Source organism: Bradyrhizobium rifense, from assembly GCF_008123425.1.
Classification (GTDB): Bacteria; Pseudomonadota; Alphaproteobacteria; order Rhizobiales; family Xanthobacteraceae; genus Bradyrhizobium; species Bradyrhizobium rifense.
The window spans coordinates 193,660-217,940 of sequence record NZ_VSSS01000042.1; the positions used below are offsets into that span (position 1 = coordinate 193,660).

Annotated in this window: 20 protein-coding genes; 11 read left to right on the plus strand and 9 right to left on the minus strand. The window is 60.2% G+C overall.

What is annotated here, in order from left to right; translation table 11 throughout:
- On the plus strand, positions 1 to 597 hold the full coding sequence (locus FXB40_RS27880) for a prepilin peptidase (RefSeq protein ID WP_148775330.1): 597 nt from the start codon (positions 1 to 3) through the stop codon (positions 595 to 597).
- 134 nt (positions 598 to 731) lie between these two features.
- Here the strand turns inward: FXB40_RS27880 and FXB40_RS27885 are convergent, their stop codons facing one another.
- Positions 732 to 1,238, minus strand: a complete 507-nt coding sequence (locus FXB40_RS27885; RefSeq protein ID WP_430648163.1) for a tetratricopeptide repeat protein — start codon at positions 1,236 to 1,238, stop codon at positions 732 to 734.
- A 161-nt stretch (positions 1,239 to 1,399) separates the two neighbouring features.
- On the minus strand, positions 1,400 to 3,229 hold the full coding sequence (locus FXB40_RS27890) for an acyltransferase family protein (RefSeq protein ID WP_148775331.1): 1,830 nt from the start codon (positions 3,227 to 3,229) through the stop codon (positions 1,400 to 1,402).
- A 214-nt stretch (positions 3,230 to 3,443) separates the two neighbouring features.
- Between FXB40_RS27890 and FXB40_RS27895 the strand changes: the two genes are divergently transcribed.
- Positions 3,444 to 4,160 carry a WbqC family protein gene (locus FXB40_RS27895; RefSeq protein WP_148775332.1) on the plus strand — a complete coding sequence of 239 codons (717 nt, stop codon included), beginning with the start codon at positions 3,444 to 3,446 and terminating at the stop codon, positions 4,158 to 4,160.
- Between the two features lie 109 nt (positions 4,161 to 4,269).
- Here FXB40_RS27895 and FXB40_RS27900 read toward each other — a convergent pair whose 3' ends face one another.
- On the minus strand, positions 4,270 to 5,088 hold the full coding sequence (locus FXB40_RS27900) for a right-handed parallel beta-helix repeat-containing protein (RefSeq protein ID WP_187437185.1): 819 nt from the start codon (positions 5,086 to 5,088) through the stop codon (positions 4,270 to 4,272).
- 607 nt (positions 5,089 to 5,695) lie between these two features.
- Between FXB40_RS27900 and FXB40_RS27905 the strand changes: the two genes are divergently transcribed.
- The 5 genes from FXB40_RS27905 to FXB40_RS27925 all read left to right on the plus strand — a co-directional run bounded on the left by FXB40_RS27905 (position 5,696) and on the right by FXB40_RS27925 (position 9,888).
- Complete coding sequence (locus FXB40_RS27905) at positions 5,696 to 6,649, plus strand: glycosyltransferase family 2 protein (protein ID WP_283812954.1); 954 nt, start codon at positions 5,696 to 5,698, stop codon at positions 6,647 to 6,649.
- Positions 6,646 to 7,290, plus strand: coding sequence for a class I SAM-dependent methyltransferase (locus tag FXB40_RS27910; protein WP_148775335.1), 645 nt, complete (start codon positions 6,646 to 6,648; stop codon positions 7,288 to 7,290). Before FXB40_RS27905 ends, FXB40_RS27910 begins: the two co-directional genes overlap by 4 nt.
- A gap of 144 nt (positions 7,291 to 7,434) precedes the next feature.
- Complete coding sequence (locus FXB40_RS27915; RefSeq protein ID WP_148775336.1) at positions 7,435 to 8,175, plus strand: hypothetical protein; 741 nt, start codon at positions 7,435 to 7,437, stop codon at positions 8,173 to 8,175.
- A gap of 26 nt (positions 8,176 to 8,201) precedes the next feature.
- On the plus strand, positions 8,202 to 9,023 hold the full coding sequence (locus tag FXB40_RS27920; RefSeq protein WP_148775337.1) for a phytanoyl-CoA dioxygenase family protein: 822 nt from the start codon (positions 8,202 to 8,204) through the stop codon (positions 9,021 to 9,023).
- 85 nt (positions 9,024 to 9,108) lie between these two features.
- Positions 9,109 to 9,888, plus strand: coding sequence for a class I SAM-dependent methyltransferase (locus FXB40_RS27925; RefSeq protein WP_187437186.1), 780 nt, complete (start codon positions 9,109 to 9,111; stop codon positions 9,886 to 9,888).
- A gap of 65 nt (positions 9,889 to 9,953) precedes the next feature.
- Here the strand turns inward: FXB40_RS27925 and FXB40_RS27930 are convergent, their stop codons facing one another.
- From FXB40_RS27930 to FXB40_RS27940, 3 genes are all read right to left on the minus strand, one after another.
- Positions 9,954 to 10,871, minus strand: a complete 918-nt coding sequence (locus FXB40_RS27930) for a glycoside hydrolase family protein (RefSeq protein WP_148775339.1) — start codon at positions 10,869 to 10,871, stop codon at positions 9,954 to 9,956.
- Between the two features lie 8 nt (positions 10,872 to 10,879).
- Positions 10,880 to 11,548: an acetyltransferase gene (locus FXB40_RS27935; RefSeq protein WP_148775340.1), complete on the minus strand. Its 669-nt coding sequence runs from the start codon at positions 11,546 to 11,548 to the stop codon at positions 10,880 to 10,882.
- A 138-nt stretch (positions 11,549 to 11,686) separates the two neighbouring features.
- Entirely contained in the window at positions 11,687 to 14,473 is a 2,787-nt protein-coding gene (locus tag FXB40_RS27940) for a M10 family metallopeptidase C-terminal domain-containing protein (protein ID WP_148775341.1), read from the minus strand.
- 203 nt (positions 14,474 to 14,676) lie between these two features.
- On the opposite strand from FXB40_RS27940, the gene FXB40_RS27945 reads away from it, so the two are divergent.
- Positions 14,677 to 14,979, plus strand: coding sequence for a hypothetical protein (locus FXB40_RS27945; protein WP_148775342.1), 303 nt, complete (start codon positions 14,677 to 14,679; stop codon positions 14,977 to 14,979).
- 128 nt (positions 14,980 to 15,107) lie between these two features.
- On the plus strand, positions 15,108 to 16,301 hold the full coding sequence (locus FXB40_RS27950) for a CaiB/BaiF CoA transferase family protein (protein ID WP_148775343.1): 1,194 nt from the start codon (positions 15,108 to 15,110) through the stop codon (positions 16,299 to 16,301).
- Between the two features lie 78 nt (positions 16,302 to 16,379).
- On the opposite strand, the gene FXB40_RS27955 is transcribed toward FXB40_RS27950, so the two are convergent.
- A complete protein-coding gene (locus tag FXB40_RS27955; RefSeq protein WP_148775344.1) occupies positions 16,380 to 18,260 on the minus strand; it encodes a hypothetical protein in 1,881 nt (626 codons plus the stop codon).
- Between the two features lie 188 nt (positions 18,261 to 18,448).
- Positions 18,449 to 19,258: a class I SAM-dependent methyltransferase gene (locus FXB40_RS27960; RefSeq protein ID WP_187437187.1), complete on the minus strand. Its 810-nt coding sequence runs from the start codon at positions 19,256 to 19,258 to the stop codon at positions 18,449 to 18,451.
- A gap of 414 nt (positions 19,259 to 19,672) precedes the next feature.
- Here FXB40_RS27960 and FXB40_RS27965 point away from each other — a divergent pair, with 414 nt between their 5' ends.
- Positions 19,673 to 22,258: a YfhO family protein gene (locus tag FXB40_RS27965; RefSeq protein ID WP_148775346.1), complete on the plus strand. Its 2,586-nt coding sequence runs from the start codon at positions 19,673 to 19,675 to the stop codon at positions 22,256 to 22,258.
- 38 nt (positions 22,259 to 22,296) lie between these two features.
- Complete coding sequence (locus tag FXB40_RS27970) at positions 22,297 to 23,070, plus strand: glycosyltransferase (protein ID WP_187437188.1); 774 nt, start codon at positions 22,297 to 22,299, stop codon at positions 23,068 to 23,070.
- 108 nt (positions 23,071 to 23,178) lie between these two features.
- Here the strand turns inward: FXB40_RS27970 and wecB are convergent, their stop codons facing one another.
- The gene (gene wecB / locus FXB40_RS27975) at positions 23,179 to 24,261 is read right to left on the minus strand and encodes a non-hydrolyzing UDP-N-acetylglucosamine 2-epimerase (protein ID WP_148775348.1); all 1,083 of its coding nucleotides are present in this window, start codon (positions 24,259 to 24,261) and stop codon (positions 23,179 to 23,181) included.
- Positions 24,262 to 24,281: the final 20 nt, after the last annotated feature.

The window sequence follows — 24,281 nt, forward strand, 5'->3', positions numbered from 1 at the left end:
GTGACCGGGGAAGATGCGCATGACGGGATCCGCGCCCCGCTCGTCCTCAGCCTCGCGCTGCTCGTGGCCGTGTTCGCAAGCCTCGTCACGGCACCCACCGCGGAAGGCCTCTATGGTGCGTTCCTGGCCGCTCTCATGCTCGCCATCGCCGCGAACGATGCCCGCCATTATCTGATCCCGAACGAGCTGACGGGGGCCGCCTTCGCGCTCGCCCTGCTCCGCGCCGCGGCCTTCGTGCCCGATTTCGGTGCCGAGGCGCTGCTCTGGCCGATCGCGCGTGCCGTCGCCGCGGCACTTCCGCTGCTGCTGCTGATGCTGGCCTACCGGTACTGGCGCGGCCGCGACGGGCTCGGGCTCGGCGACGTCAAGCTCGCTGCCGTCAGCGGGGCCTGGCTCGATCTTGCGACGGTGGCCGCGGTGATCGAGCTCGCGGCGCTGCTCGCGATCGGCGCCTATGTCGCCAATGCTGCATTGCAAAGGAAACCGCTGCGCGGGACCGCCTTCCTGCCGTTCGGGCTGTTCCTGGCACCGTCGATCTGGATCGGGTGGCTGGGCGAGACGTGGTATCTGAACTGGCTCGGCGGCTGGGCTGGCTAAAGCCTGGTGCGCTCAGGGTGAATCCTCACCGCGGCGCAGGCGCGAGGCGTCCGGCCGCCTGCCGTCGCCTACTGTGCATGGGGTTGTTTTCGACTTTTTTGCTGGAGGCGTCCTGGAATCCCAGGCGGCCGGCGTCAGCGCTCGCGGCTCGGCGCCCATTCCAGCGCCCGCAGGCGGGCCTGGGCGATCTCCCCGCGCGTCATCTTGGTGGTGACGGCGTCGCGGATCCGGGCCCGGGATTCCCGCACCCGCGGCGGCGACGCGGCGGTCGACAGGTTCAGCCATTTGGAGGCCTCGACGATGTCCTGCGGCACGCCCTGGCCGCGGTCGTAGAGCAGCCCCAGCGAATATTGCGCGCGGGCATCGCCCTGCTCCGCCGCCCGCCGGTACCACATCGCAGCTTCCGTGTAGTTCTGCGGCACGCCGCGCCCGGTCTCGAACAGGAAGCCGAGATAGGACTGCGCCGCCACGTTGCCGCGCTCGGCGAGCGGAATAAAGACGCGGGACGCCGTCACATAGTCCTGCCGCTTGAAGGCGGCGAGGCCTTGGCCGAGGGATTGGGCGTGGGCCGGAGCAACGGCGCAGAGTAGAAACAGCGCCACAGCCAAGCCGTTTGTGATCGCAGCGCGGTTCGATGCCAAGCCGCGCCCTGACCCCTGCGCCAAGCTGCCAGCCCGACAGTCTTCAAAGACTCGTTTCATCGCCGCCCGCATTGGTCTCTCAACCTCGGCAAAATCTTAAACGTGTGGGCCGGTGAAATCCATACCGACCGGCCGATAACGATCCCTCTGCCGCGCAACCCCTACTCGATCCGCAACAATCTGGCGATAAATTCCGCACCTTCGATCGTGAGATGACCATAGTCCCAAGTCAGCAATTCCGTCCTCGACGACGCCGTGTGCGTCAGGCAGCCCGCTTCGTTGCACAGCACCGCAAAAGGCGAAACGAACCGCACGCCCGTCTCGGCCGCCATGCGCGCCAGCCCCATGTTGATGGACTGATAGTTTTCGGTGCGAGGCGGCAAGCGATCGGGAAGCTGCCCGTTTGATCGCCAGAAATCGTAAACCTGTATTGGCAGATCAGGTGTCCAGAGCGGCGGCGCACCAACCAGGATCACCTCACCGACTTCGGTCTTTAGCTGGCGAAGCATCTCGGCCAGACTACTGCTCATCGCGTTTTCCGCGTTGAGCCCTTTGTACTCCGGGTAGCTGGTCCAGACCGCGAAAAGAATGACCCTCTTTGGCTTCAGTTCGGAGATCTTTGCGAGAATCGCGCGATTGCTGGCGGCGCAAGCCTCTCCTCCTTCGAGCGCCGAGGGCGGGCAACTGTCCCGCGTAAACTGCGCGATCTCGCTGGTGCTCTGTTTTAGCGCCGCCAGCCCCGCATAAAGGCGCCCTGCGTGAGAGTCCCCCCAAACCAGGGTGGAACCCTCACTGCATTCGGGACGATAGCTTTCGAAACTCGTCGTCAATTCCAGCCAGCACTTGAGAACCCGGCCACCTAACGCCGGATTGTATTGCATGACCGCTAAAACCGGACGGATCTGCTCGGGGAACCGCGAGGAAACACCATCATCGCTCCAGACCGCCGTCGACAGGCCGAGCACCGAGGCCATCAACGAAAGCGAAACGGCAACGCTCGATGGACGCAGCCAGCCAAATCGGATCGGGCGCTCGATGAACGCGGTCGTGAGCGCCGCCAGAACCAGGCTTGACAATATCACGGCGAGCTTCGCCGGCACCGACACGAAGCCGGCCAACGCCGCGAACGTCAGCAGCGGCCAGTGCCACAGATACAAGGGGTAACTGATCAGGCCGATCGATACGATCCACTGCTGCCGCAGGATACGCGAGCCGAAGATAACAACGAGTGCCGTGCCCGTTACCGGGATCAGGGCCGCGGGGCCCGGGAAAACGTTCGACCTCTTCAGAAAAAAACCGCCTGCGACGATCAGCACGATCCCTGCAAGCGACATGAGGTCGGACCGCTTCGTCGCAGGAAATTTGCCCGTTGCAAGGAATCCGCCAATCGCAAGTTCCCACAGCCGTGATATCGGAGAATAGAACGCCGTGGCCGGGTGGTATCGCGTCGCATAACAGCAATAGAGGAACGACACGATCGCCACGAATATTAGCCCGACCGTCGACCATTTCGGTATCTTCGTCAGGCCTAACAGCAGCAGCGGCCAGAACAGATAGAATTGCTCTTCGACACCGAGCGACCAAAGGTGCAGCAGCGGCTTGGTTTCTGCCGCCGCGTCGAAATATCCGACCTCGTTCAAAAGCAACAGGTTGGGAAAGAACAGCGCGCCGGCGATAGCGTGGAGACCGAGATTGTGAAACGGCAACGGCAGCATTGCCACCCATCCGATCGCCAGCGCGGCAAGAAGCACAGTCGCAAGGGCAGGAAGAATTCTTCTCGCGCGCCGCGCATAGAATTTCCTGATGCTGAAGCTGGATGAATTAATGCCCGAGAGAACGATACCCGTGATCAGGTACCCACTGATCACGAAGAACACGTCGACGCCGATGAATCCCCCGCTCATCGCGCGCGGGAACGCGTGGTAGACGACGACCAAAATCACTGCGACCGCCCGAAGACCGTCGACATCAGCTCGATACTTCTCGGTCATCTTGCAGGGGCGGTATCAGACACAAGCGGCCGATCGCGTGCTGGCCCCCGGGCATGCCGGCGCCCACGGTCCTGACGGACTATGGACAGCAGAGGCAGGAACGGCGACAAGCAGTCCGATGTGGTAATAGTATGGGAAGTCCTGAAGATCATTGAATTCCAACTTACCATTTGTGTTACCAAGTCTGTCAACCATACACTCCTCAGGTCTTCACTTGCGCATCTGCATCATTCAGTCCTGCTACATCCCCTGGAAGGGTTTTTTTGACCTGATCGGGCAATGCGACGAGTATGTAGTCTTCGACCGCGTGCAATATGCCAAACGTCACTGGCACAACCGCAACAAGATCAAGACCGCCAACGGCGTGCAATGGCTGACCATTCCTGTGCTCGCCAAGGGCCGGTTTGAACAGCCTATCGACGAGGTCGAGATCGAGCAGCCGTGGGCAGAGAAACACTGGCGCACACTTGAGCTGGCGTACAAACGAGCCGCGTGCTTCGAGCAGTTCGCGCCAACGGTGAAGGGCTGGTACGAACGCGCCGACAAGGAACGTCTGTTGACCGATGTCAATGCGATCTTTCTCCACGGCATCGTCGGACTGCTCGGGCTCAAGACGCGCATTACCCGGGATACCGCCTATCCGGCGCAGGGCACCAAGACAGAGCGGCTGCTGGAGATCGCCCGCGCGGCCGGCGCGGACTGCTACCTTAGCGGGCCGTCGGCGCGTGGCTATTTCGACGAGTCGATGTTCACAACCGCCGGCGTCACTCCGGAATGGATGAGCTATGAGGGCTATCCGGAATATCCGCAACTTCACGGCGGCTTCGAACACGCCGTGACCATACTAGACCTACTGTTCAATACCGGGGCGGACGCGCTGCGCTATATGAGCCGCACCGGCCAGGTCGATCGCCAGCCGGCTTCATCCTGACCGCGCCACCGCTGACCGTCCCGCGGACAGAAGAAGAGCCTCGGACATCGCTGTCCGGGGCTCTTCATCCACTGTCTGACGACGCGACGGCCAGATGTTGAGCGAATTGTTACTGCTCGCCGAGGTTGGACGAAGCTCCACCGGCTGGCGTCACCGCGACCCCGAAAGTCGTATTTCCGGCCAAACGATTGTTTCCATAGGAAACTGTCGCCAAGCCGGCGAACCCTGTGGTGTTGAGCGTCACGTCGGAATTCGACAGCCGGATGACTCCGTTCGCCGTGATGCCGGTACCGTTGCTGGTGATCGAGCTGCTATCCACATTGATTGCCGAGCCACCGTCGTTCACGATCCCGCTGGCTGCGTTGCCAGCAATGACGGTCCGCGTGACATAAGCGTTATTGAGATTGCCGACGCCGAGGCCGCTACCGACACTGTTGATCAGACTCGAGTCTTCAATAACTGCCTTGTTGGCGGCGGTAGCAGTCAGACTGATGGCATTTCCAGTATTATAACTGATGATGGTGTTGCGAACGAAAAGCAGTGTATTGCCCGCAGTCCGGGCATCGCTGATGCCGGCTTGTGAGAATTGCGTGATCACGCAGTTCTCGATCGAAACCGACGCCGCGGTGAGGATACGGACGCCGTTGAGACCAGGGGCAGCGGTACCCGCAAGGCCTTGAATCTGGATGTTGCGGAGGACGACTTTGTCGGTCGCCGCCGCACTGATGACGATACCATTCGTGCCTGCGACCAGCACTGATCCGAGCGTGGCACTGCAGTTCAGGGTCATCGACTTGGTGATCGTCACGGCGCCGAAGCCGCCCGGATCCAGACAGTTGATCTCACCGAAGGCTGCTGTTTTGGAAATCGCGCCGGCGAAGGTCTTGCATGGCGCAGTGCGGCTACAGGGATTTGCGTCGTCACCCACACCCGATACCCAAGTGCGGGAGGCCTGGGCATGTGCCGGGGCCGACGCGAATATTCCCAAAAGAACCGCGAGTAAAGCTATACGACGCATTATCGTCCTCCTCAAATGAGCCGGGTTTCGTCCGGCCGGGTGCACAACTGCTTAGGTTGGTTCGACGAATGAAACGGGGGTGTTTGGGTCGACTGACGTCCGCAGGGAATAGACAAAATACCCCTATTCCCCAAGACGGCAGGCCTTTAGACGGTGGGCTTCTGAGTGGCAGGCTTAAAACTGCAATTCTGAACTACACTTAGCAATAGTTTTGCGGCAAACTTCCCTGGAGATTGCGTGCTGAGGGCAGACACAACTCGCCCCAGTGGTAAGTCGCCGACAGCCACACCTGAGGTTCAACGCCAGAGACTCTTATTTGGCGTGCTGGATTGGTTGAACTTTTCCTCCTCACGCCGCGGATGACTGATTTGAGGAGATGCGCTCGGCGTTTGCGGCTTCAGGCAAATTGCCCTATTAACTTCCAACGCGCCCAGGCCTCCCGTGGAAACTCACATAAGATGCTGATGGTAATTATCTTTTATATCGTCACGGAGACAGTTGGGTGAAACTCTCCATCGTGACAACTCTCTACCGATCCGCCGCCAGCATCGAGGAGTTCCACAACCGCGCAATGAAGGCCGCGCAAGCCCTCACCGACGATATCGAACTGATCATCGTCAACGATGGCTCACCAGACAACAGCCTCGAGCTCGCGCTTGAAATTCAGCGCAGCGACCCGCGCGTCGTCATTGTCGATCTGTCCCGCAATTTCGGACACCACAAGGCGATGATGACGGGTCTCGCCCAGGCCTCCGGCGACCTAGTCTTCCTCATCGACAGCGATCTCGAAGAGCAACCGGAAGATCTCGCGACTTTGTATCAACGCTTCTCGCAAGGCGACTGTGACGTCGTGTATGGGATCCTGACGACGCGACGCGGCAATCTTTTCGCCAGGTTGCCCGGCGCAACCTTCTTCAGTCTGCTCGACCTCCTGAGCGACCATCCGGTTCCGCGTAACGTCTTCACCGCGCGCCTGATGACACGGGATTACGTCAAGGCTCTCGTCCGGCATCGCGATCGTGAGTTCTCGATATCCCATCTCTGGGAGGTGACGGGCTTTCGCCAGCAATCAGTTGCGCTCAAAAAACTCTCGCTGTCGCCGACCAGCTATACTTTCCGGCGACGGGTCGAGATGGCGATACGCGACATCACGACAACGTCGAGCAAATTGCTGTATTTGATCTTCTACGTCGGCCTTTCGATATTCGGCCTGTCAATTGCGGTCATCATCTTTTTTCTGGGCCGGTATTTTACACGGGGAGTTGGCGTCGACGGGTTTACGTCGGAGATCGTCTCGATCTGGTTTCTTGGTGGGCTCATCATCCTCGTCCTCGGCATCTTTGGAATCTACATTGCGAACATCCTGGCCGAGACAAAACGCAGGCCGTACACGATTATTCGCCGGATCTATCACCCGGAAAACGCGACAGTCCCGCAATCGCGCGCGCCAGACAAGGACATCAACGGATGAAGGACCGGGTTGACGCTGCAATCCTGCCTCAGGTTGCGTCGTATTACGCTTCAAAGCTTGAGCTGCACGGAACGACTTCGCAAGGCGTGGACTGGAACGGGAATGCTTCGCACGATCGGCGCCACAGGCAATTTCTTCGTCTGCTCGAGGGTAGTTCAAACGCCAGTGTTCTCGATCTCGGCTGCGGGTTCGGAGATTTCCTGCGCTTCCTCCGCTCCGAAGGGTTTCAGGGCCGCTTCACCGGCTATGATATTGCCGCAAGCATGATCGAGAAGGCGCGGGAGTTATTTGGCGAGGGTGAGGATCGTCAGTGGCGTATCGGCAGCGAACCGGAGGAAGTGGCCGACTTTGCTATCGCGAGCGGCATTTTCAACGTCAAGGGCGACGTTCCCACGGAGGCCTGGATCGACTATGTCGACGACACGCTCGATATTCTCGCGCGCGCCGGGCGCCGCGGATTTGCATTCAACATCCTGAGCCTGTCGAGCGACCCTGAAAGGCGGCGCCCGCACCTTTATTATGCCGACCCGGTTGCCATGCTGCGCCATTGCCTTGCGAAGTATGGACGCTCGGTCGCTCTGTTGCAGGACTACGAGCTCTACGAGTTCACCCTTCTCGTTCGGCACCCCGACCGGGGGTGATTCGCCCGCCGACTTAGGGGTTGCGGAACGCCGGTCAATTGATATCAATCGACGAGTGAATGGCTCGAATTTTCTCCGGAAGGGCTGATCTTGCGAGGCAACAACTGCCCCGATGCAGGCTTTTCCGCGCCGAGGTATTGAAAGATGAATATAGCCGAAATCGATCCCGCCGAGATTGATCGCGAACTGAACTCGAACGGATACATGATCTTCCGCGATCCGGAGATCGCTCAGACGAGCCTGCAAGCCCGGGCCGAATATGTACGCTGCCTGCAGGCGTCCAAATTGCATGCCACGCGCGAGAAATTCCACTACACCACGCTCGCAAACGAGCCTTGGAGAAAACTTGCGATCGGCTCGAGCAACGGTCTTGGCGAGAGCTACGCCCAGAATTTGCAGTCGATCTACTTCGGCGCGAATGACAAGAATTACCCGGCGCTCGGATCGCTGTTCGCGACCATGATCCAGATCCGAAACAAGCTGATGGGCGTCGACCCTTCGTTCGGGTCCGACCCGGAACGCGAACGTTTCTGGGACGCCTGCCGGGTCCATCACTATCCGCGCGGCGGCGGTTTCATGGCGACGCATCGGGACACGCATTTTCCGCAGATCATCAGCGCCCAGATCGCCAAACCATTTTATCAGATCTGCGTGCTCCTCAGCCGCAAGAATACCGACTTCTTCACCGGCGGCGGCGTGATCTATGACGGCAACAAGCAACGCATCGACCTCGAAACCGATGCTGGCTTTGGCGCGCTGGTCCTGTTCGACGGACGCACCTATCATGGTGTGGAGGACGTCGACCTCGATCAGGTTATCGACTTTTCCCGGACCGACGGACGGCTGGCCGCGTTCGTGAATCTTTACTCGGTCCCGGCGACCTGACGTATCCGGAAACAGCACGAGGTCACATGCAACCGGCCAATTCCAGACGGTACGGCGTTATCGAGCAAACCGCCTCGGAGACGGACATCGCGTATGCCTGTGAATCGATCCGGCAGCTCGGCTACGCCGTGATCGATGGCGGCTACGATTCGGGCTGGCTCGGCAGCCTATCGGATGCATTCGAACGTGCGCGGCAGCGTCACTACGCCGAACACGGCGGCATCGAGGCCCTGAAGGCGCTCGACGAACATAACACCGTCAGATTGCCGATGGCGTATGAGCCGCTATTTCTCGAACTCGCCACCAACAAGATCATACTCGAGATCTGCAATCGGCTGATTACCGGCTACAGCATCCTCAATCAGCAGAACGGCGTGATCAATCCGCCGCACGCCGAACGATACAATCAAGGTGCGTGGCATCGCGACTTGCCGTATCAGCACTTTGTCTCGTCCCGCCCGCTTGCGATCAACGCGCTATTTTGCCTGGATGCCTTCACGATCGAGAACGGCGCAACCCAGGTGTTGCCCGCTTCGCATCGGCTTGAGGCATTTCCGTCAGACCGTTTCCTGGCGAGCGAAGCGGTCACCGTGGTGGCGCCGGCCGGCTCCTTCATCATTCTCGATTGCATGATGTTTCACACCGGAAGCGTCAACACGACCGATCGGCCGCGACGCGCCGTCAATCACGTCTATACGATCCCGCTGCTGCGCCAACAAATCGATTTGCCGGCCGCACTCGGCGAGAAATTCACGACCGACGCTCAGCTCCGCAAATTGCTGGGATATGAGGTCCGTACACCCGACTCGGTTACCGGATATCTGGCGTCGCGTAGCAAGAAGTCATAGCGGGTACGCCGGACGAACCATTTTGGTCGCAACATGCAAGCAGCAGAACATGCTGAGCGGGACCGACCCCAGGGACATAACCAAAATGAAATTCGTACGGATCAACCCGCCCGGCAGCTTCTGCACTCAGGAGGCGCTTCGCGACGCGTTCAGGGAACGCGGCGGGACGACCTTTCTCGATGTCGGCTGCGGTGGCGGCGATCTGTCCAAGCTGTTATGCGATGAAGGCCTCACCGGTGTCGGAATCGATTTTTCCGAGCGCGCGCTGGAAGTCGCCGCGACGCTGCTCGATCCCTACATCCAGCAAGGCAAATACCGGCTGAAGCTTGGCGACCTGCACGACCTGCCCGACGATTTCGTCAAGGTTGACCTTGCCATCAGCTACATGGTCATGGAGCACATCGCGGACGATGTGGCGTTCCTGCAGAAGATTGCGAAGTTTGTGAAACCGGGCGGCAACATCATCCTCGGGGTTCCCGGACGTCGCGACCACTGGTCGCTGGAAGACGAGACCGTCGGCCATTTCCGCCGCTATGACCGCGACGATCTGGACGCGGTTTTGCGCAAGGCCAATCTGGACCAGACCTCGGTCTGGTCGGTTGGCGTTCCCACCATCAACATGCTGTTCAAGGTCAGTCTGTGGATGATCATCCGCAGCGGCGCGGCCGCGAAAAAAAACGAGAGCCAGAGAGAGCAGACCGAGACAAGTGGCATCCGTGAAATACCCTGGAAGACGGTGTTTCCTTCCTGGGTACGGATCATTCTGAACCGGGCGACGCTGTACCCCCTCTTCCTGATCCAGCGACTGTTTTACCGAACCGGCCTCGGCGTCGTCATGATGGGAATGGGCCGGGTACCCGATTAGAGTACAATTCGAAAGGGCGAAGCCGACTTCCCGGCAAGCATGCCTCCACCTGGTTGAAGCACGCCCTAGAGTGGAAGTTCGCCTTCCCAGACCGCCAGGCCGAAACCGGTCGCGCCATAGCCGTTGCCGTTGTAGGCGAGCCAAAGCCGTTCCCGATGCCAGAACAGTGCTGGATAGCAGGTCATCTCGCTATCCCATCCGCTGCTTGACGGGCTCAGTCCCATCGTTTCGTCAAGCCGCGTCCAGTTCAGGCCGTCATTGCTCGATGCCGCACCGATACTGTAGCGCTCGCCACGGCAGGCGAAACACATCAACAGCTTTTCGCCGATCTGCACGACGCTGGGACGTGCGAGAGCGTATTCGGCGGCCGTCGCAAAACCGACGGCAACTGTGCCATCACGTGTCCAACGGACGCCATCGCTGGAACGCGCGACCTTAATGGCATGCTGCATGTCTGCATTGCCGACGGCGGGAGCAAGGTTGGAGCCGTACCACATCCACCAGTCGCCGGGTCCGCGCCGAAATACGCTTGGATAAGAAAGGGTGTAGGGGTCCTCAGGCGAACGATCGAGGATCGGCCCCGGCGAAAAACGTTCGAACGCCCTCGACAGCGTCGGCGATTGCGCCAATCCGATTGCATTCCGCCACGGCGAACGAATGCCGAGATTCCAGCCCATGTAATACAGTGAAAAACCGTCTGCTGTTTTGACGACGCAACCGACCCCGACACCGCTGTCGTCGAAGGCGCCGTCCTCACCCGGCGCCATCACAGCTGCATGCGCAGCAGCGTCGACGCGCGGTCGTTCAGAGACTTCGACGTCCACCCATCCGACATGCGAACGTCTATCCGTATCGCGCGAGCTGTAGAAGAAGCGAAAGATATCGCCCGCGAGGTGGACAGGCGCCGGAAGCGCGGCATGGCTATGCGCCCAGGGCGATTTGCCGTCGGGAGCGAAGATTTGGCCGAGACGCCGCCAGGCCATTCCTGATCTCACAAATTTCTAAGGCGTGTGCTCGGTACCGCCGAGCGCTCGGTTCCGCGCGGCGCCACGACTGAAAAGTCCGGCTGATCTTCCAACACCAAGGCCCCGGCGCCAAGCACGCACTTCTTGCCGATCGTGACGTGATCGCGGATCGTGACGTTGACACCGACGAAACTCCCCTGCCCGATCCGCACGCCGCCGGACACCACGACATGCGACGCCAGAAAGACGTCGTCCTCGATGGTCGAGTGATGGCCGATATGGTTGCCGCTCCAGAGCGTCACGTTGGCGCCGACCGTCGCAAATGGCTGGATCGTATTGTCTTCCAGAATGAAGCAATTCTCCTTCGCCTCGAACCCGGGAAACACCGTGGCGCGACTGCTCAGATAAGTCGCAAGCCGGTAACCTTTGGCGCGGACGGCTGCGACCTTTTCGGCCCGAACCGCATTGATCTTCGCGTAGCTGACAGCGACGAAAATATCGTGGCTTTCGGGCGCGAATTTCGTGGCGACGTCTTCGAACGCCACGACCGGCCGGCCGCGAAATTCCGACTGCTTCTGGAACGCAGCATCGACGGTAAAGCCCGCTACTTCGTAGCGTGAATCATGTGAGAAATAGAAATCTGCCAATTCCGCAATTTCGCCTGTACCAAAAATGACGATTTGCTGCTTCTGCAATGGAATACCCTCACGGGACCGTTATATCCGTTTACAGGGCGATCGCAACAAAAGACGACCCCATGATGGTCGTCCGCCCAGGGCATGCGTCAACAAGATCGGCCCTATCGGCCGCGCCGATCGGTGGTCCCGTCAGACCTAGACAATGTGCCAATGGCTTGCGAGCAGGCCGGGACCGGAAACGACGGCAGCATGCGGATCGGGGATATTTGCATGGGCGCCGATCACACTGTCACCGTTCAGGTCCTGGTGGAAGCTTGCCTCGAGCGCTTCGAATGCTGCACTGGACCCGGAACCAGGCATGTACAGATTTCCGGTATAATTGCCGCTGCTATCGGTGCTCCACACCGAATACAGATCGGCGCCAGCCATCTTCCACGCCACCTCGTAGCCGGTTGAGGTCGGCTCGACGCCGAGCGGCGTGTAACCGCCAAACTGACCAGCCGCCACGGCCGCCCCGCCATATTTCAAGGTTGGGCCGGTACCCGTGCTGATGTCTTTCAGATAGAAATTCTGACCGACCTGCACGAGGCTCGTCGACCCCAGCGCTTCGATCACAGTGCCGACAATAGTCGCCACGCCGATCACACCATCACCATTCAAGTCCTGATGGAAGCTTGTCTCCAGTGTTTCGAGCGCTGCGCTGGATCCGGGACCAGGCTGATAGGAGTTTCCGGTGTAGTTGCCGTTGCCGTCGGTGCTCCACACCGAATACGTATCGGCGCCCGCGACTTTCCAGGCCACCTCGTAGCCGGTCGAGGTCTGCTCGGCACCGATGGGCGTGTAACCGCCAAACTGGCCGGCGACCACAGCCACCCCGCCATATTTCAACGTCGGGCCGGTACTAGCGCTGATGTCTTTCAGATAGAAATTCTGACCGGCCTGCACCAGGCTCGTCGATCCCAGTGCCTCAATCACGGTGCCCGCAGGCACCGGCACGCCGATCACACCATCACCGTTCAGGTCCTGATGGAAGCTGGGCTCCAGCGCTTCCAGCGCTGCGCTGGAGCCGGTACCGGGCTGATAGTAGTTTCCGGTGTAGTTGCCGTTGCTATCGGTGCTCCACACCGAATACGTATCGACGCCCGCGACCTTCCAGGCCACCTCGTAGCCTGTCGAAGTCTGCTCGACACCAATCGGCGTGTAACCGCCGAACTGACCAGCGACCACGGCCACTCCGCCATATTTCAACGTCGGGCCGGTACTGGTGCTGATGTCGTCGAGATAAAAATTCTGACCGACTTGCACGAGGCTGGTCGATCCGAGCGCTTCGGTCACAGAGCCGACAATAGCCGCCACGCCGATTACGCCGTCACCGTTCAGGTCCTGATGAAAGCTTGACTCCAGCGCTTCGAACGCTGCACTGGACCCGGAACCAGGCATGTACAGATTTCCGGTATAATTGCCGCTGCTATCGGTGCTCCACACCGAATACAGGTCAGCGCCAGCCATCTTCCACGCCACCTCGTAGCCGGTTGAGGTCTGCTCGACGCCGAGCGGCGTGTAACCGCTGAACTCCCCGACCGTAACGGTTGCTCCCTGATATTTCAGCACCGGCCCGCTGCCGCCGGCCGTCGGATTGAGCAGATAGTTACCGCCACTCTCCACCAGGCTGGTGACGCCGATCGCCTCGACCACGACGGGGGGAAGGAGCTGGCTGATCAGCAAGGCGCTTGAGATCGTCCCGTCGGCGAACTGGAAATTCTCGACGTTGGTGACAGTATCGGTGCCGTCGGGCGAACCCGAACGTAGATCCGTGAATGTAAACGTCTGCGAACTCGCATTGTAGGCGATGCCGTAATTCGCGCGGCTGCCAGAATACACCGCCGTATCCGTGCCGGGACCGCCGTCGATGGTGTCGTTGCCGCCGCCGCCGGTGATTGTGTCGTTGCCGGCACCGCCCTTCAGGATATTGGCGATGGCATTGCCGATGATGATGTCGTTGCCGGAGCCGCCGGTGGCGTTGTCGATATAGGAGCGCGCGTCGCCATTATAGAGATAGGCGTTGTAGACGTTGCCAGCGGCGTAGTGGCCATTGCCGAGATAGGCCAGCTGCGTAGTGGAGAACACCGACGAGGCGCCGGGATTGAGATTGATGGTGAGATTCGTCGTGTAGGTCGACAGGTCATAGGTATCGACGCCATTGCCGTCCCAGACCGTGTCGTAGATGCGGTTGGCCGAGCCGCCGACGCCGCCACCCGGCGCGAGCTGTCCGACGCCGTTGATGAACTCCTGCCCCGTCGTCGGGCTCCAGGTGTAGACGGTGTTGCCGCTCTGGGTGTTGTAGTTCGCGCCATAGAGCGTCTGCAGCGCGAGGATATCGTTGGCCATATAGGTCTGCGGATATCCGTAGGCTTCATTGGTGTAGCCAGTCAGCGGTCCGCCGACATAGCTGCGATAGCTCATGACGGTGTATTCGCTGTCGTCATGCGCACTCGGCACCGCGACATCGGCGACGCCGCCGGTCTCCTGGCTATGCTTGAGACCGAAGGCATGCCCGAGCTCGTGCAGCGCGGTCGTGAAATAGTAATTGCCGAGCTGCGCCTGCGTGTAGTCGTACTGCGTGCCAAACCAGACGTCGCCGCCGGCCGCGTAGTTGCCGGGGTAATAGGCGTAGGAGGTCGGATTGGCCGCAGGCGACTGCGCGACCATGATGTCGGCGGAGCCCGAGCCGTTATACGTGATGCTCGCGTTGGTGTAGCTCTGGATCAGCGCAATCGCGTAGTTGATCGCCGCTTGCATCTGAGTCGGCGCAGCCGAAAAGCCCAACGTCGTCGGTTCGCCACTGCCGCCGGAGTAGGGATTGGCATAGGTGCTGGACGACGTGGGAAAGCTGTAGCTGATCGTGCCGGACCATTTGGTACCCGCCAGCAGGCCGTCGATGTCTGCGTTGTTGGTCGCACTAGCGATGACGGAGGTGGCCAAGGGATATCTCCGAAGCAGCAAGCCCCGGTCGATTCGGGGCGCGGACAGTTGATTCTATCTTCAGAAACATACGTTTGGTTTAAATTTGGCGATGCGGCCAGACCTCTTCCATAATGCCGTGCGAGGCACCAAATTCCGTACTTATACGGAACAATGACTACGATGCCGGTTCCAGCTGCCCCCCGTGATTATAAAGGGCAATCATGAAACTACGCCTGCTCTCGGCCGGCCTGTTCGGTGCCCTGGTGGCATTCGCCGGGATGGATCACCTGCCCCTCGGAGGAGTGCCTATCATGGTCGGAAAAGCCAACGCGGACGACGGCGGCAACGCGTTACGCGCGCCCTCGGTTCCACCGGCCCGCGCCCCATCGGCGGCCGTCGCCGAGGAATACGAGCTTGCCCGCCAGAAGGGGACGCCGGAGGCGTTCGAGCTCTTCATCGCGCGCCACGGTGACGATCCCCTGACCGAGAAGGCGCGCGCCGAGCTTAAGCGCTTGTCGCGCTGATCTCCCGAGGGGACACAGGCAGCACGAGGCATCGCATTTTGGCAGACGGCATCGGCGCCGGGCCGGACTTGCCGCATGATCTTTCGGCACTATGGTAGGCCCGCAATCTGTTCCCGGAGCCTCCCAAAATGCCCTTTCCGCATGCCTCGGAAGCCCTGTCACGCTTCACCGTGCTCGATCTGACCCGCGTCCGCTCCGGACCCACCTGCGTGCGCCAGCTCGCGGACTGGGGTGCCACGGTGATCAAGATCGACGCGCTCACCGAGGATTCCGGCGGTGAGCAGCCGGGCGGACCGCGGCGGGGCTCCGACTTCCAGAATTTGCACCGCAACAAGCGGGCCATGACGCTGAACCTGAAGGACGAGCGCGGGCTAGCCGTCTTCAAGCGCCTTGCGGCCAAGGCCGACGTCGTCGTCGAGAATTTCCGGCCCGACGTGAAGAAGAAGCTCGGCATCGACTATGAGAGCCTGCGCGAGATCAACCCGCGCATCGTCTATGGCAGCATCTCCGGCTTCGGCCAGGACGGCCCCTATCACAAGCGGCCGGGCTTCGATCAGATCGCACAAGGCATGGGCGGGCTGATGTCGATCACCGGTGCGCCGGGCGAGGGCCCGATGCGGGTCGGCATTCCCGTTGCCGACCTCACCGCCGGCCTGTTCTGCGCCATGGGCATCCTCACCGCGCTGCTCGAGCGCGAGGTTTCGGGCAAAGGCCAGTGGGTCCAGACCTCGCTGCTGCAGGCCCAGATCTTCATGCTCGACTTCCAGGCCGCGCGCTGGCTGATGGAGAAGGAAGTGGCAAAACAGGCCGGCAACAACCATCCGACCAGCATCCCGACCGGCGTATTCAAGACCTCGGACGGCTACATCAACATCGCCACGACGGGCGGGCGGATCTGGGAGCGCTGCGCGCAGGCGATCGGCGCGCCCGAGCTCTACAGCCATCCCGATTATGCGACGGCCCCTGCCCGTTCCAAGAACCGCGATGCGCTGAACGCCGAGATCGAGAAGCGCACGGTGACGAAGTCGACCGAGACCTGGGTCCGCGAATTCAACGAGGCCGGCGTGCCCTGCGGGCCGATCTACGCCATCGACCAGATGTTCGAGGATGCGCAGGTCAGGCATCTCGGCATCGCCCAGGACGTGCCGAACGACGAGGACCGCCACATCCGCCTGGTCGGTCAGCCCGTGACGCTGTCGCGCACGCCGAGCAAGATGGTGGCGCGGCCGCCGGAATTCGGCGAGCAGACCGACGAGGTGCTCGCCGAATTCGGTTTCAATGCCGAGGAGATCGCGAAACTCAGGCAGGCCAAGGTGGTGTAGGCGTCCGCGCGACGCGATCGTGCACACTTTGCTCTTCTGTTGACGCCGGTGCCGAGCGACACGTCGAACTTGTTCGCTCTAGCCATCAAGCTTGTAGACCACGAACGAGTGGTTCGCAAAGACGACGGGAAACGACAGTGAATTCCACCCGGCTTTGCGGACCAGGTAATCTCCACCAAACTCGCTTTTGAACGCTCGCCATTGATTTTCATCGAGCCTGGCCCAGCCTTCTGAATCATCGACGATCATGTTCCGCGTCTTGAAGTCGGCCATCCGGGCGTTGTAGCTCTGCGCCTCGGGCGTCGAAACATAGACGTTTCCGACAGCATAGGTCACGATCGTCTGACGCCTGCTGACCCCGCGCCAGGCCAACGGCGCCAACCCGGTGTTGATGAAAGCCGATCCAGGCTGGGTATGATCGCGCGCCCAGACCTGCGCATCGTACAGGTCACGATGTTCACCCGTCGTCTCCGCCAGGCCAACAGCGTCATTGTCCAGCGACATCGCAACGATGAGGGCGCAGGCCACGACGGCAACTGCCACGCGAAATTCAACAATCTGCCTTGCAGGCAATGCGATCAGATCCTGCCCCCAGGAGGTCCGGGCAAGGATGCTCGCCAGTGCGATCATCGCAGCGCACGGGATCAACAGATCCCATCTGAACAGATTGAGCCTGTTTTCCGTCAACATCCAGCCGATGGTTTGCCCCATCCAGAACAGCACGTTGTGATCAACGGCCGTCGAATAACCGGCCACATGACGAACGAGCAGAATGGCTGACGTCACGAAGGCGACAGCGCTGCCCAGCCACGCCAACGCAGTTCTGACACGGCTCCCGGCGGCCCCGGCAGGATACGACGACAGCGCAACGAGGCCCAGGATCGAGAGCGTGCAGCAATTGAAGAGGAGCAACAGGGCGGCAATCACACGGAGCGCCGACCCGCTCACGAGATCAGCCACCACCCGCCGCATGACAAAGGGAACGCTCACGAGAAGAAGAAGAATGCAGGCGCGCGACAGGATCAGGTTCATGACCGGAGCGAACTGAAAGATCACCGCAAGAGCATGCAGCGCACAGGCAACCCCGGTCATCGCGCCCGCGCTGAACAGGAACCAGCGCGCCTGCTTGCTCGCGCCGTTCAGGCCGGACAGCCCGAGCAGAAACAGTCCAACCGTCCAGAATATGCCGTTGATGAAGGCTGCCAGACCGTAGGGGTACTCGGCCCCCAACGGATAGATGTGCGCATTGTTCAACAGCGCCTTGGCCGACATCGAAATTGTCGCCAGTCCGCGTGTCGAAATGTACCCCGGAACATATGCCACGAGGAGAACCACCGCCCCCACGCCGGCGGCGAGCAACAAGGTGCTGAAATCCAGTCTACGCTGCGTCAGGACATAGGCGACCACGAACATGGTGGCGATCAGCGCCATGATCGGATGAATGGCTGCACCAACGCCGAGCCACATCGTGCTGGATCCGACGCGCCCCTCGATCACCGTCGCCGCCGCCATGATGAGGCAGGGCAGCGCGAGCCAATTGGCATAGGGCATCCAGTCGAGCCCCCCGATGAGGGCGGGGCTGAAGAAGTGTGGCCGCCACATCAGCACGAAGAGCGCGGTCAGCCAGGAGATGCCCCGCGACTTGAACAACGCCATCGCGAAACAGTAGCAGGCACAGCTGAGGCCTGCGGCCTGCAAGATGACGAAGAGCGCGAAGAATATCCCTGGCGGGACGGAGAGGTATTTGAAGAGAAACGCCGGAAGCCAATTCGTGACTGAGCTGATCGCAACATGAGACCAGACTTTCATGTAGGCATCTAATGAGAAGTCGCCGGGGTTAGCGAAGAAATAGGCGTGCGCCACCGGACTTTCGTCGATTGGCGACTGCGACAGCCGGACTCCGAAATCCCGCACGAGAAGCCAGACCTCGACCGTGCTCAGCAGCGCAAGCAAAGTCATATCGACGGCGCCACGGCTTACTTTCCGCGGACTCAGGAAGTCCCACCTCCAAGGCATTCTCAGACTTTTCCTGATTTCGCCGGCGAGCTCAGAGCAATCGAGCCCCCAAATGCTCCCGTTGACTTGCTCACCACGGCCGGCATCGATGGACCGAAGACGGGTCCCACCGGCCTGGCGCGCCGGAAGCTTCAGGACGGCCGCGTTCCGATGGCCGCCCAGCTGTACCCGTGCCTGTGAACCATCTTGATGTCGGTAAATCCCGCGGCTTCGAACAACTGCCGCAGCTCCGGCCCCCGATAATAATGCGCATAGGTCGGATTCAACTGGTCAAACACGAGCATGACTCGTTCATGCCACGCGACCTTCATGAAAACCGAACGAAAGTAGACATGCATCGGCAAAGGGGCGACGCGACACAGCGCGCCGTAGATCGATGCACAGCCGGCCAGGAACTTCGATACGCCCACCAGCCAGGAATCGGGCAGCTTGGTCGTCATCCATCGCAGCGGAAGCACGAAGTAATAATAGAAGGCGTTTCCTTCCCGCGACATCACCAGGACATAGAACCGGCCGCCAGGACGCAATGCGTTGCGAATGGCACGAAACGTCGGGAGCGGGTTCTCGATATAGCTCACGACGCCGAGCGAAATCGCGAGGTCGACATCGGAGTCGATATCGATCTTGTCGCCGGTGCAGTTCTTATAGGTAATTCTTTCAGATCGCTCGCGCGTGTTCTCTTTCAGGATCTCGATCGTTTCCGCCGGCTCGACCGCGTAAACATGCTGCGCACCCGACTTCAATATCCAGCGCACGATGCGACCGGTGCCGCTACCGAGATCGAGAACCCGCTTGTCCGAAAAATCATTCAAGCTCAGCAAGCCGGCGAGCGAGTCCTCGAACAGATCGATAGAAACGAAATAGCCCGAATTGTCCGGGAACGTCGTCCATTGGCTCGAAAAGTCGGCGACTGTCCTCGAGCTCCGCGGCTCACCGTTCATACTCACACCCTGGCCCTCGCGATGCATGATGCTCACTTGTCAAGCAAATTTCGGCATTTGACGCCTCTGTAGACCGCGAACCCTCCAGTATCAAGAGAACAAAAAGAGCCATCCCATGGCCTCCGGAACCAGCCTTTCGGGGACCGCCGGACCGACCCTGCATCCAGCACGATGCGGGGCAAAAAAGTCCGACTGAGATGCTCTTGTTTGCACGATCTGCCCGGCGCTTAACCCGTCGATGCCGAAGCCGCGACGCAACCGAGGCGCCCCGATTCCGCGGCACACGCCGCCAGAGCTCTGTTGGTTACTCAAATCGCGAATTGACAAATCGGGCCGTTATGGCCATGGGCAAATCGGGACCACGACTTGCTAGAATCCCGCACTGGCCGCCGTCTCTCACCGCCTGGCCGTGCTATGGTGCGCGAGGTGCCACAAGGCCGCTACGTTGGCGCTGGCGGCGATCGTAAGAGCGAAGCGGATCGAGGCGGAATGTTGGGGCGGCGCGGCTTTTCGGTTTTTACAATTTTCGCAAAACACGAATCCGATGGAAACGACCGAAGGCTGCTCGGACGTTGCGCGCTGGCCGCAATCTGCCTGATCGTGGCCGCATTTCCAGACGTCATCTTTTTCAAAGCCAGCCTGAGCAACGCGAATATCGTCAACATCACCTACGATCAGCAAAAGAAGGTTCGGTTTCTTCCTGAGCGGGAGAACCGCAGCATCTACGACGGGCTGACTGATCCGGGAGGCGCCGCGTTCCAGTCCGAGCCTGGCATACAATTCGTCCGACGTAGCTTTCGCGACGGGCAATCGATCTACTGGAATCCGTATTCGGCGACCGGTGCATATGGTCCGGAAACACTCGTCGATATCAAGACGTCGCCCCTCTCGATCGCAACCGCGCTTCTTGGCGGCAGCGACGGGGTGTTCCATGCCGTCTTCCTGTTCTTCAACCTGATCGCCGTCTTTTGCCTGCTCGCGCTGCTTACGATCGAATTCCGGCTCTCATTCGTCGCAGCACTGGGCGGGGGTGTCACATATCTGCTGAATGGATATTACGTTGCCAACATGGGCTCGAATGTCTCGCAGACATGGCTTTATTTTCCGGTTTTGACGTTGGCTTTGGTGAGCTTCGCTCGGCGTCCGAGCGCCCTGAAGATGACGGGAATTTCGTGCGGGGCGGGATTGATCCTCGCCACGACGTTTCTGCCGACGACGATCCTGACAATGGCGACCGCTCTGTTGGTTGGCGCTGCCGCGTCCGTTGGACATTCAATCTCGCGAGAGCGAAAGCTGGGCTCGATTTCCAGATCTGCCGGAGGGTTGATTGCAGGCCAGCTTGGTGGCGTCGCGCTGGCGCTGCTCGCGCTTGCAATCGTGTATCTGCCGATTTTCGAAGCGCTGAAATACATGGGCACCGGCGACTTCTATGCAAAACGGCAATTCTTCCCGACCAACCTCTTCAACCTGATCTCGCTCTTCACGCCCAAGCATGCCTTCGAGTCCTATGTCGCCGCTACGCCGCAACTCGCGGTGATGCGCGGCAATTTCGCATTTCACCAGGGCATCATCGGCGCCCTGCTCGCGACCCAGATTGCGCGGCCATGGCCGGTTTTTCAGCGAACCATCCTTATTCCACTCTGCGCGATGCTCCTGTTGCTCATCGCGCGGGTCTACGGAGTGGCTGGCGTATCGTCGGTCATCGATGCGATTCCGGTACTCGGCAATCTTGGTGAACAATATGTTTGGATCAGCATCGGGCTGATCTTCACGATCATCGTAGCACTCGGGCTGCACGGCCTGCAGAATGGCGGACTGCGGTGGATCCCGTTGCTGGTCGGCGCGGCGGTGATTGGGGGAGCTTTCGCCTATACAACACTCCTTTGGGGCAAGGAGAACATCAAGGAACCGCTCTATCTTGCGGTCACACTGGCCCTTCTCGAAGCAGGCGTGGCACTGATCATTCTGAGACGAACACGGGTCGCTTCGATCGTCGTGGCATCAAGCCTGGTCGTGCTTTCCTGGGGCGAGCTCACGTTCGACCTGAATCACTATAAGCCGGTGCGGTACGACCGCTTCCTCGAGCCCGCGCCATTCATCGGCGTCCTGCAAAAGCAGGGCGGTCTGCACCGGATCGCGAGTTACGGGCAGCCAGGCGTTCCACCCGAATACGGTAGCGCTTATGGATTGTATCAGATCGGATCGATGAACTTTCAGCTGTTCCCCCGATATGAGGATCTTTTCAATCGCCTGATCCTGCCCAATCCGGCCCAACGTTGGGAGACATTCGCAACGCTGGTACTGGCGCCTGACACCGATTTTCTCAACCTTCCCGGGCTCGATTTCCTGGGCGTCAGGTTTCTGGTGTTGCCGGCGACGTACGGGCGCCTTCGTCACTTCGTGGCAGATTCCGGTTGGAAGACCATTTATGAAGACCCCAAGTTTGCAATCGTCGAAAACCCCAATCCGTTGCCGCGCGCGCTCATTGTCCATCAGGTTTCCGAAGGACGTCAAACGCCGCTGGATATCGACAGGTCGCCGCGCGACGTCGTGACCTCCGACGATCCCGTTTTCATAGCGGAGGCAAGAGCGCGTGGAATTCTGGGCCCGAATGCGGAGCCTCCGAGCCAATCCGAGCATGCCGAAATCACGCGCTACGACCACACCCGGCTCGAGATCTCGGCCAGCGTGTCGCAAAAGGGCGTCCTGGTGCTCAACGATGCCTGGCACCCGAACTGGAGGGTCTGGGTCGATGGCGAGGAGCGTCATCTCGGCCTGGTCAATCAGGCCTTCCGGGGCGTGCTGCTGGACCCGGGCAAGCATGTCGTCGAGATGCGCTATGCCCCCCGGACATTCTTGATAGGCAAGATATTTTCGGGCATTGGGCTTGCCGTCTTGGTTTGTCTCGTTCTATTCCGGCGGTGGATTGATCCGCGGCTGGCGGCCCTGATGGGAAGGGCCGCTGACGGCGCTTCTGCACAGGTCCGGCATGCCGGATAGTGGATCCTGTATCGGTTAGCCCTGTTGGAGATCTGCACTTGCAAGACCCCGCCGACGCTTCGTCCCGTGCTGCGAGCTCCCACCCGGCGGAAAGTGCCGACAAGCTGCCGAGCTTTTGTATTGCGCTGCCCACCTACAATGAGGCGGCTGCGATCGAAAACTGCGTAACCAACATTTCTTCATTCCTGGGCACGGTCCCCGCACGGACGGCGATCATTGCCGTCGACGACGGCAGCAGTGACAAGACCTGGGAGATCCTGCTTCAGCTGCAACGCAAGTTCCCGTCGCTCATTCTCGAACGCCACGCTAAGAACGGCGGTTACGGCGCAGCACAGCGGACCCTTTGCAGGGTCGCGGTTGAAAATGGCTTCGAGTACGCGCTGGTCATGGATGCGGACGGAACGCAGGCGCCGCATTTCATTGCCAACTTCTTCGAACCCATGCGGCGCCATATCGATCTGGTGAAGGCGACCCGGTACGATAAGGGCGGCACCGTCAAAGGCGTTTCCTGGCAGCGCTACTGGATCTCGCGTGCGGGAAATCTGCTTGCCCGGATGGTGATGGGCCTCCCGATCACCGACTTTACCAACGGCTTTCGCGCAATCCGCACCCAAGCCTGGACCAGGATCTCGACGACCGAGCGAGGCTTCATCGTCCTGATCGAGGAGGTCTATCTTGCGGGCAAGCTGGGCTTCAGCTTCGCCGAAGTACCCTACGTCTTGACCGTGCGACAAGAGGAGGGATCGGAGTCGAAATTCACCTACCAGTGGAGCATCTACTGGCGCTACCTCCATTACATCTTCAAAAGATGATGTCGCCGGAGACCGTCGCCCGGTCTCCAGCATCCGGGGTCCGGGATAGCCGGCCTCCGCTCGAGGCCGGCACCCCATCCATCCGTTCGCCGCGCGTCTTCAGCCTGCTCAGAACCAGTTCGTGATCTGGCTGCGGATGCAGTTCACGACGACCGAGGACGCCGCGAAGTTCTCGTTGAAGTCGTAGCGTACCTGCCAATCCTGACCGGTCACCGTTTCCACGGCGTCGACAAGATTGGATACTTCCATGCCGCCGACAACGACGGCGCCAGCCTCGACAGTCTCCGGCCGTTCCGTGGTCATGCGCAGGCTGACGCAGGGCACCTTGTAGAACAACGCCTCTTCCGGGGCGGTACCGGAATCCGAAAGCACGCAGAAGCTTTCTGCAAGCAGCTTGTTGAAATCGTAGAATCCGAGCGGCGCCATGACGCGAACGCCGTCCGCGATCTTGATATCCTTCAGCTTGCTCTTGGTGCGCGGGTGCATGGGATAGATCACCTCGCGCTTGAAACGACGCCCCATCTCCCCGAATGCCTCGAAGAGACGGGCAAGATAGACCGGATTGTCGACGTTCTCGCTGCGATGCGCGGTGACCAGGATGTAGCCCTTCGGCGACAGGTTCATGCGCTTGAGGACGTCGCAGGCCTGGATTTGCGGCAGGAAGTGACGCATCACCTCGAAGGTCGGATTGCCGGACAGGAATATCTTCGAGGGATGAATGTTCTCACGGAGCAGATTCTCCCGGTGATAGGCATTGAACGGCAGCAAGATGCTGCTCATGTGGTCGATCAGGATGCGGTTGCGCTGCTCCGGCATCCGCTTGTCCCACGCGCGAAGCCCGGCTTCCATGTGGAAGATCTTGATGCCGCGCTGCGCCGCCGGCATCACCGACAATCCGCTGAACGTATCGCCGAGGATCAGCAACGCGTCCGGCTTGTGCTGTTCGAACAACTGATCGGACTTGATGATCACGTCGGCGACTTCGCGCGAATAGCTCGAGGTGTCGATATTGAGCTGATGATCCGGCTCGCGCAGCTCGAGATCGCGGAAGAAGAAATCCTTGAGCTCCGGCGTGAAATTCTGGCCGGTATGAACCATGACGTGCTCGAAGTTCAACGCATCGAGCTTCTTGAACGTCGACCACATCTTGATCATTTCCGGCCGCGTGCCGAAAATCGACATAACTTTCATTCTAGTCTCCGACTTTTAGC

Coding starts and splice junctions, on each gene's coding strand:
- FXB40_RS27890 (WP_148775331.1), bottom strand. CDS start 3,229: ATGACCGAGAAGTATCGAGCTGATGTCGACGGTCTTCGGGCGGTCGCA.
- FXB40_RS27910 (WP_148775335.1), top strand. CDS start 6,646: ATGAAGGACCGGGTTGACGCTGCAATCCTGCCTCAGGTTGCGTCGTAT.
- FXB40_RS27915 (WP_148775336.1), top strand. CDS start 7,435: ATGAATATAGCCGAAATCGATCCCGCCGAGATTGATCGCGAACTGAAC.
- FXB40_RS27920 (WP_148775337.1), top strand. CDS start 8,202: ATGCAACCGGCCAATTCCAGACGGTACGGCGTTATCGAGCAAACCGCC.
- FXB40_RS27925 (WP_187437186.1), top strand. CDS start 9,109: ATGAAATTCGTACGGATCAACCCGCCCGGCAGCTTCTGCACTCAGGAG.
- FXB40_RS27930 (WP_148775339.1), bottom strand. CDS start 10,871: ATGGCCTGGCGGCGTCTCGGCCAAATCTTCGCTCCCGACGGCAAATCG.
- FXB40_RS27945 (WP_148775342.1), top strand. CDS start 14,677: ATGAAACTACGCCTGCTCTCGGCCGGCCTGTTCGGTGCCCTGGTGGCA.
- FXB40_RS27950 (WP_148775343.1), top strand. CDS start 15,108: ATGCCCTTTCCGCATGCCTCGGAAGCCCTGTCACGCTTCACCGTGCTC.
- FXB40_RS27955 (WP_148775344.1), bottom strand. CDS start 18,260: ATGACTTTGCTTGCGCTGCTGAGCACGGTCGAGGTCTGGCTTCTCGTG.
- FXB40_RS27960 (WP_187437187.1), bottom strand. CDS start 19,258: ATGAACGGTGAGCCGCGGAGCTCGAGGACAGTCGCCGACTTTTCGAGC.
- FXB40_RS27965 (WP_148775346.1), top strand. CDS start 19,673: ATGGTGCGCGAGGTGCCACAAGGCCGCTACGTTGGCGCTGGCGGCGAT.
- wecB (WP_148775348.1), bottom strand. CDS start 24,261: ATGAAAGTTATGTCGATTTTCGGCACGCGGCCGGAAATGATCAAGATG.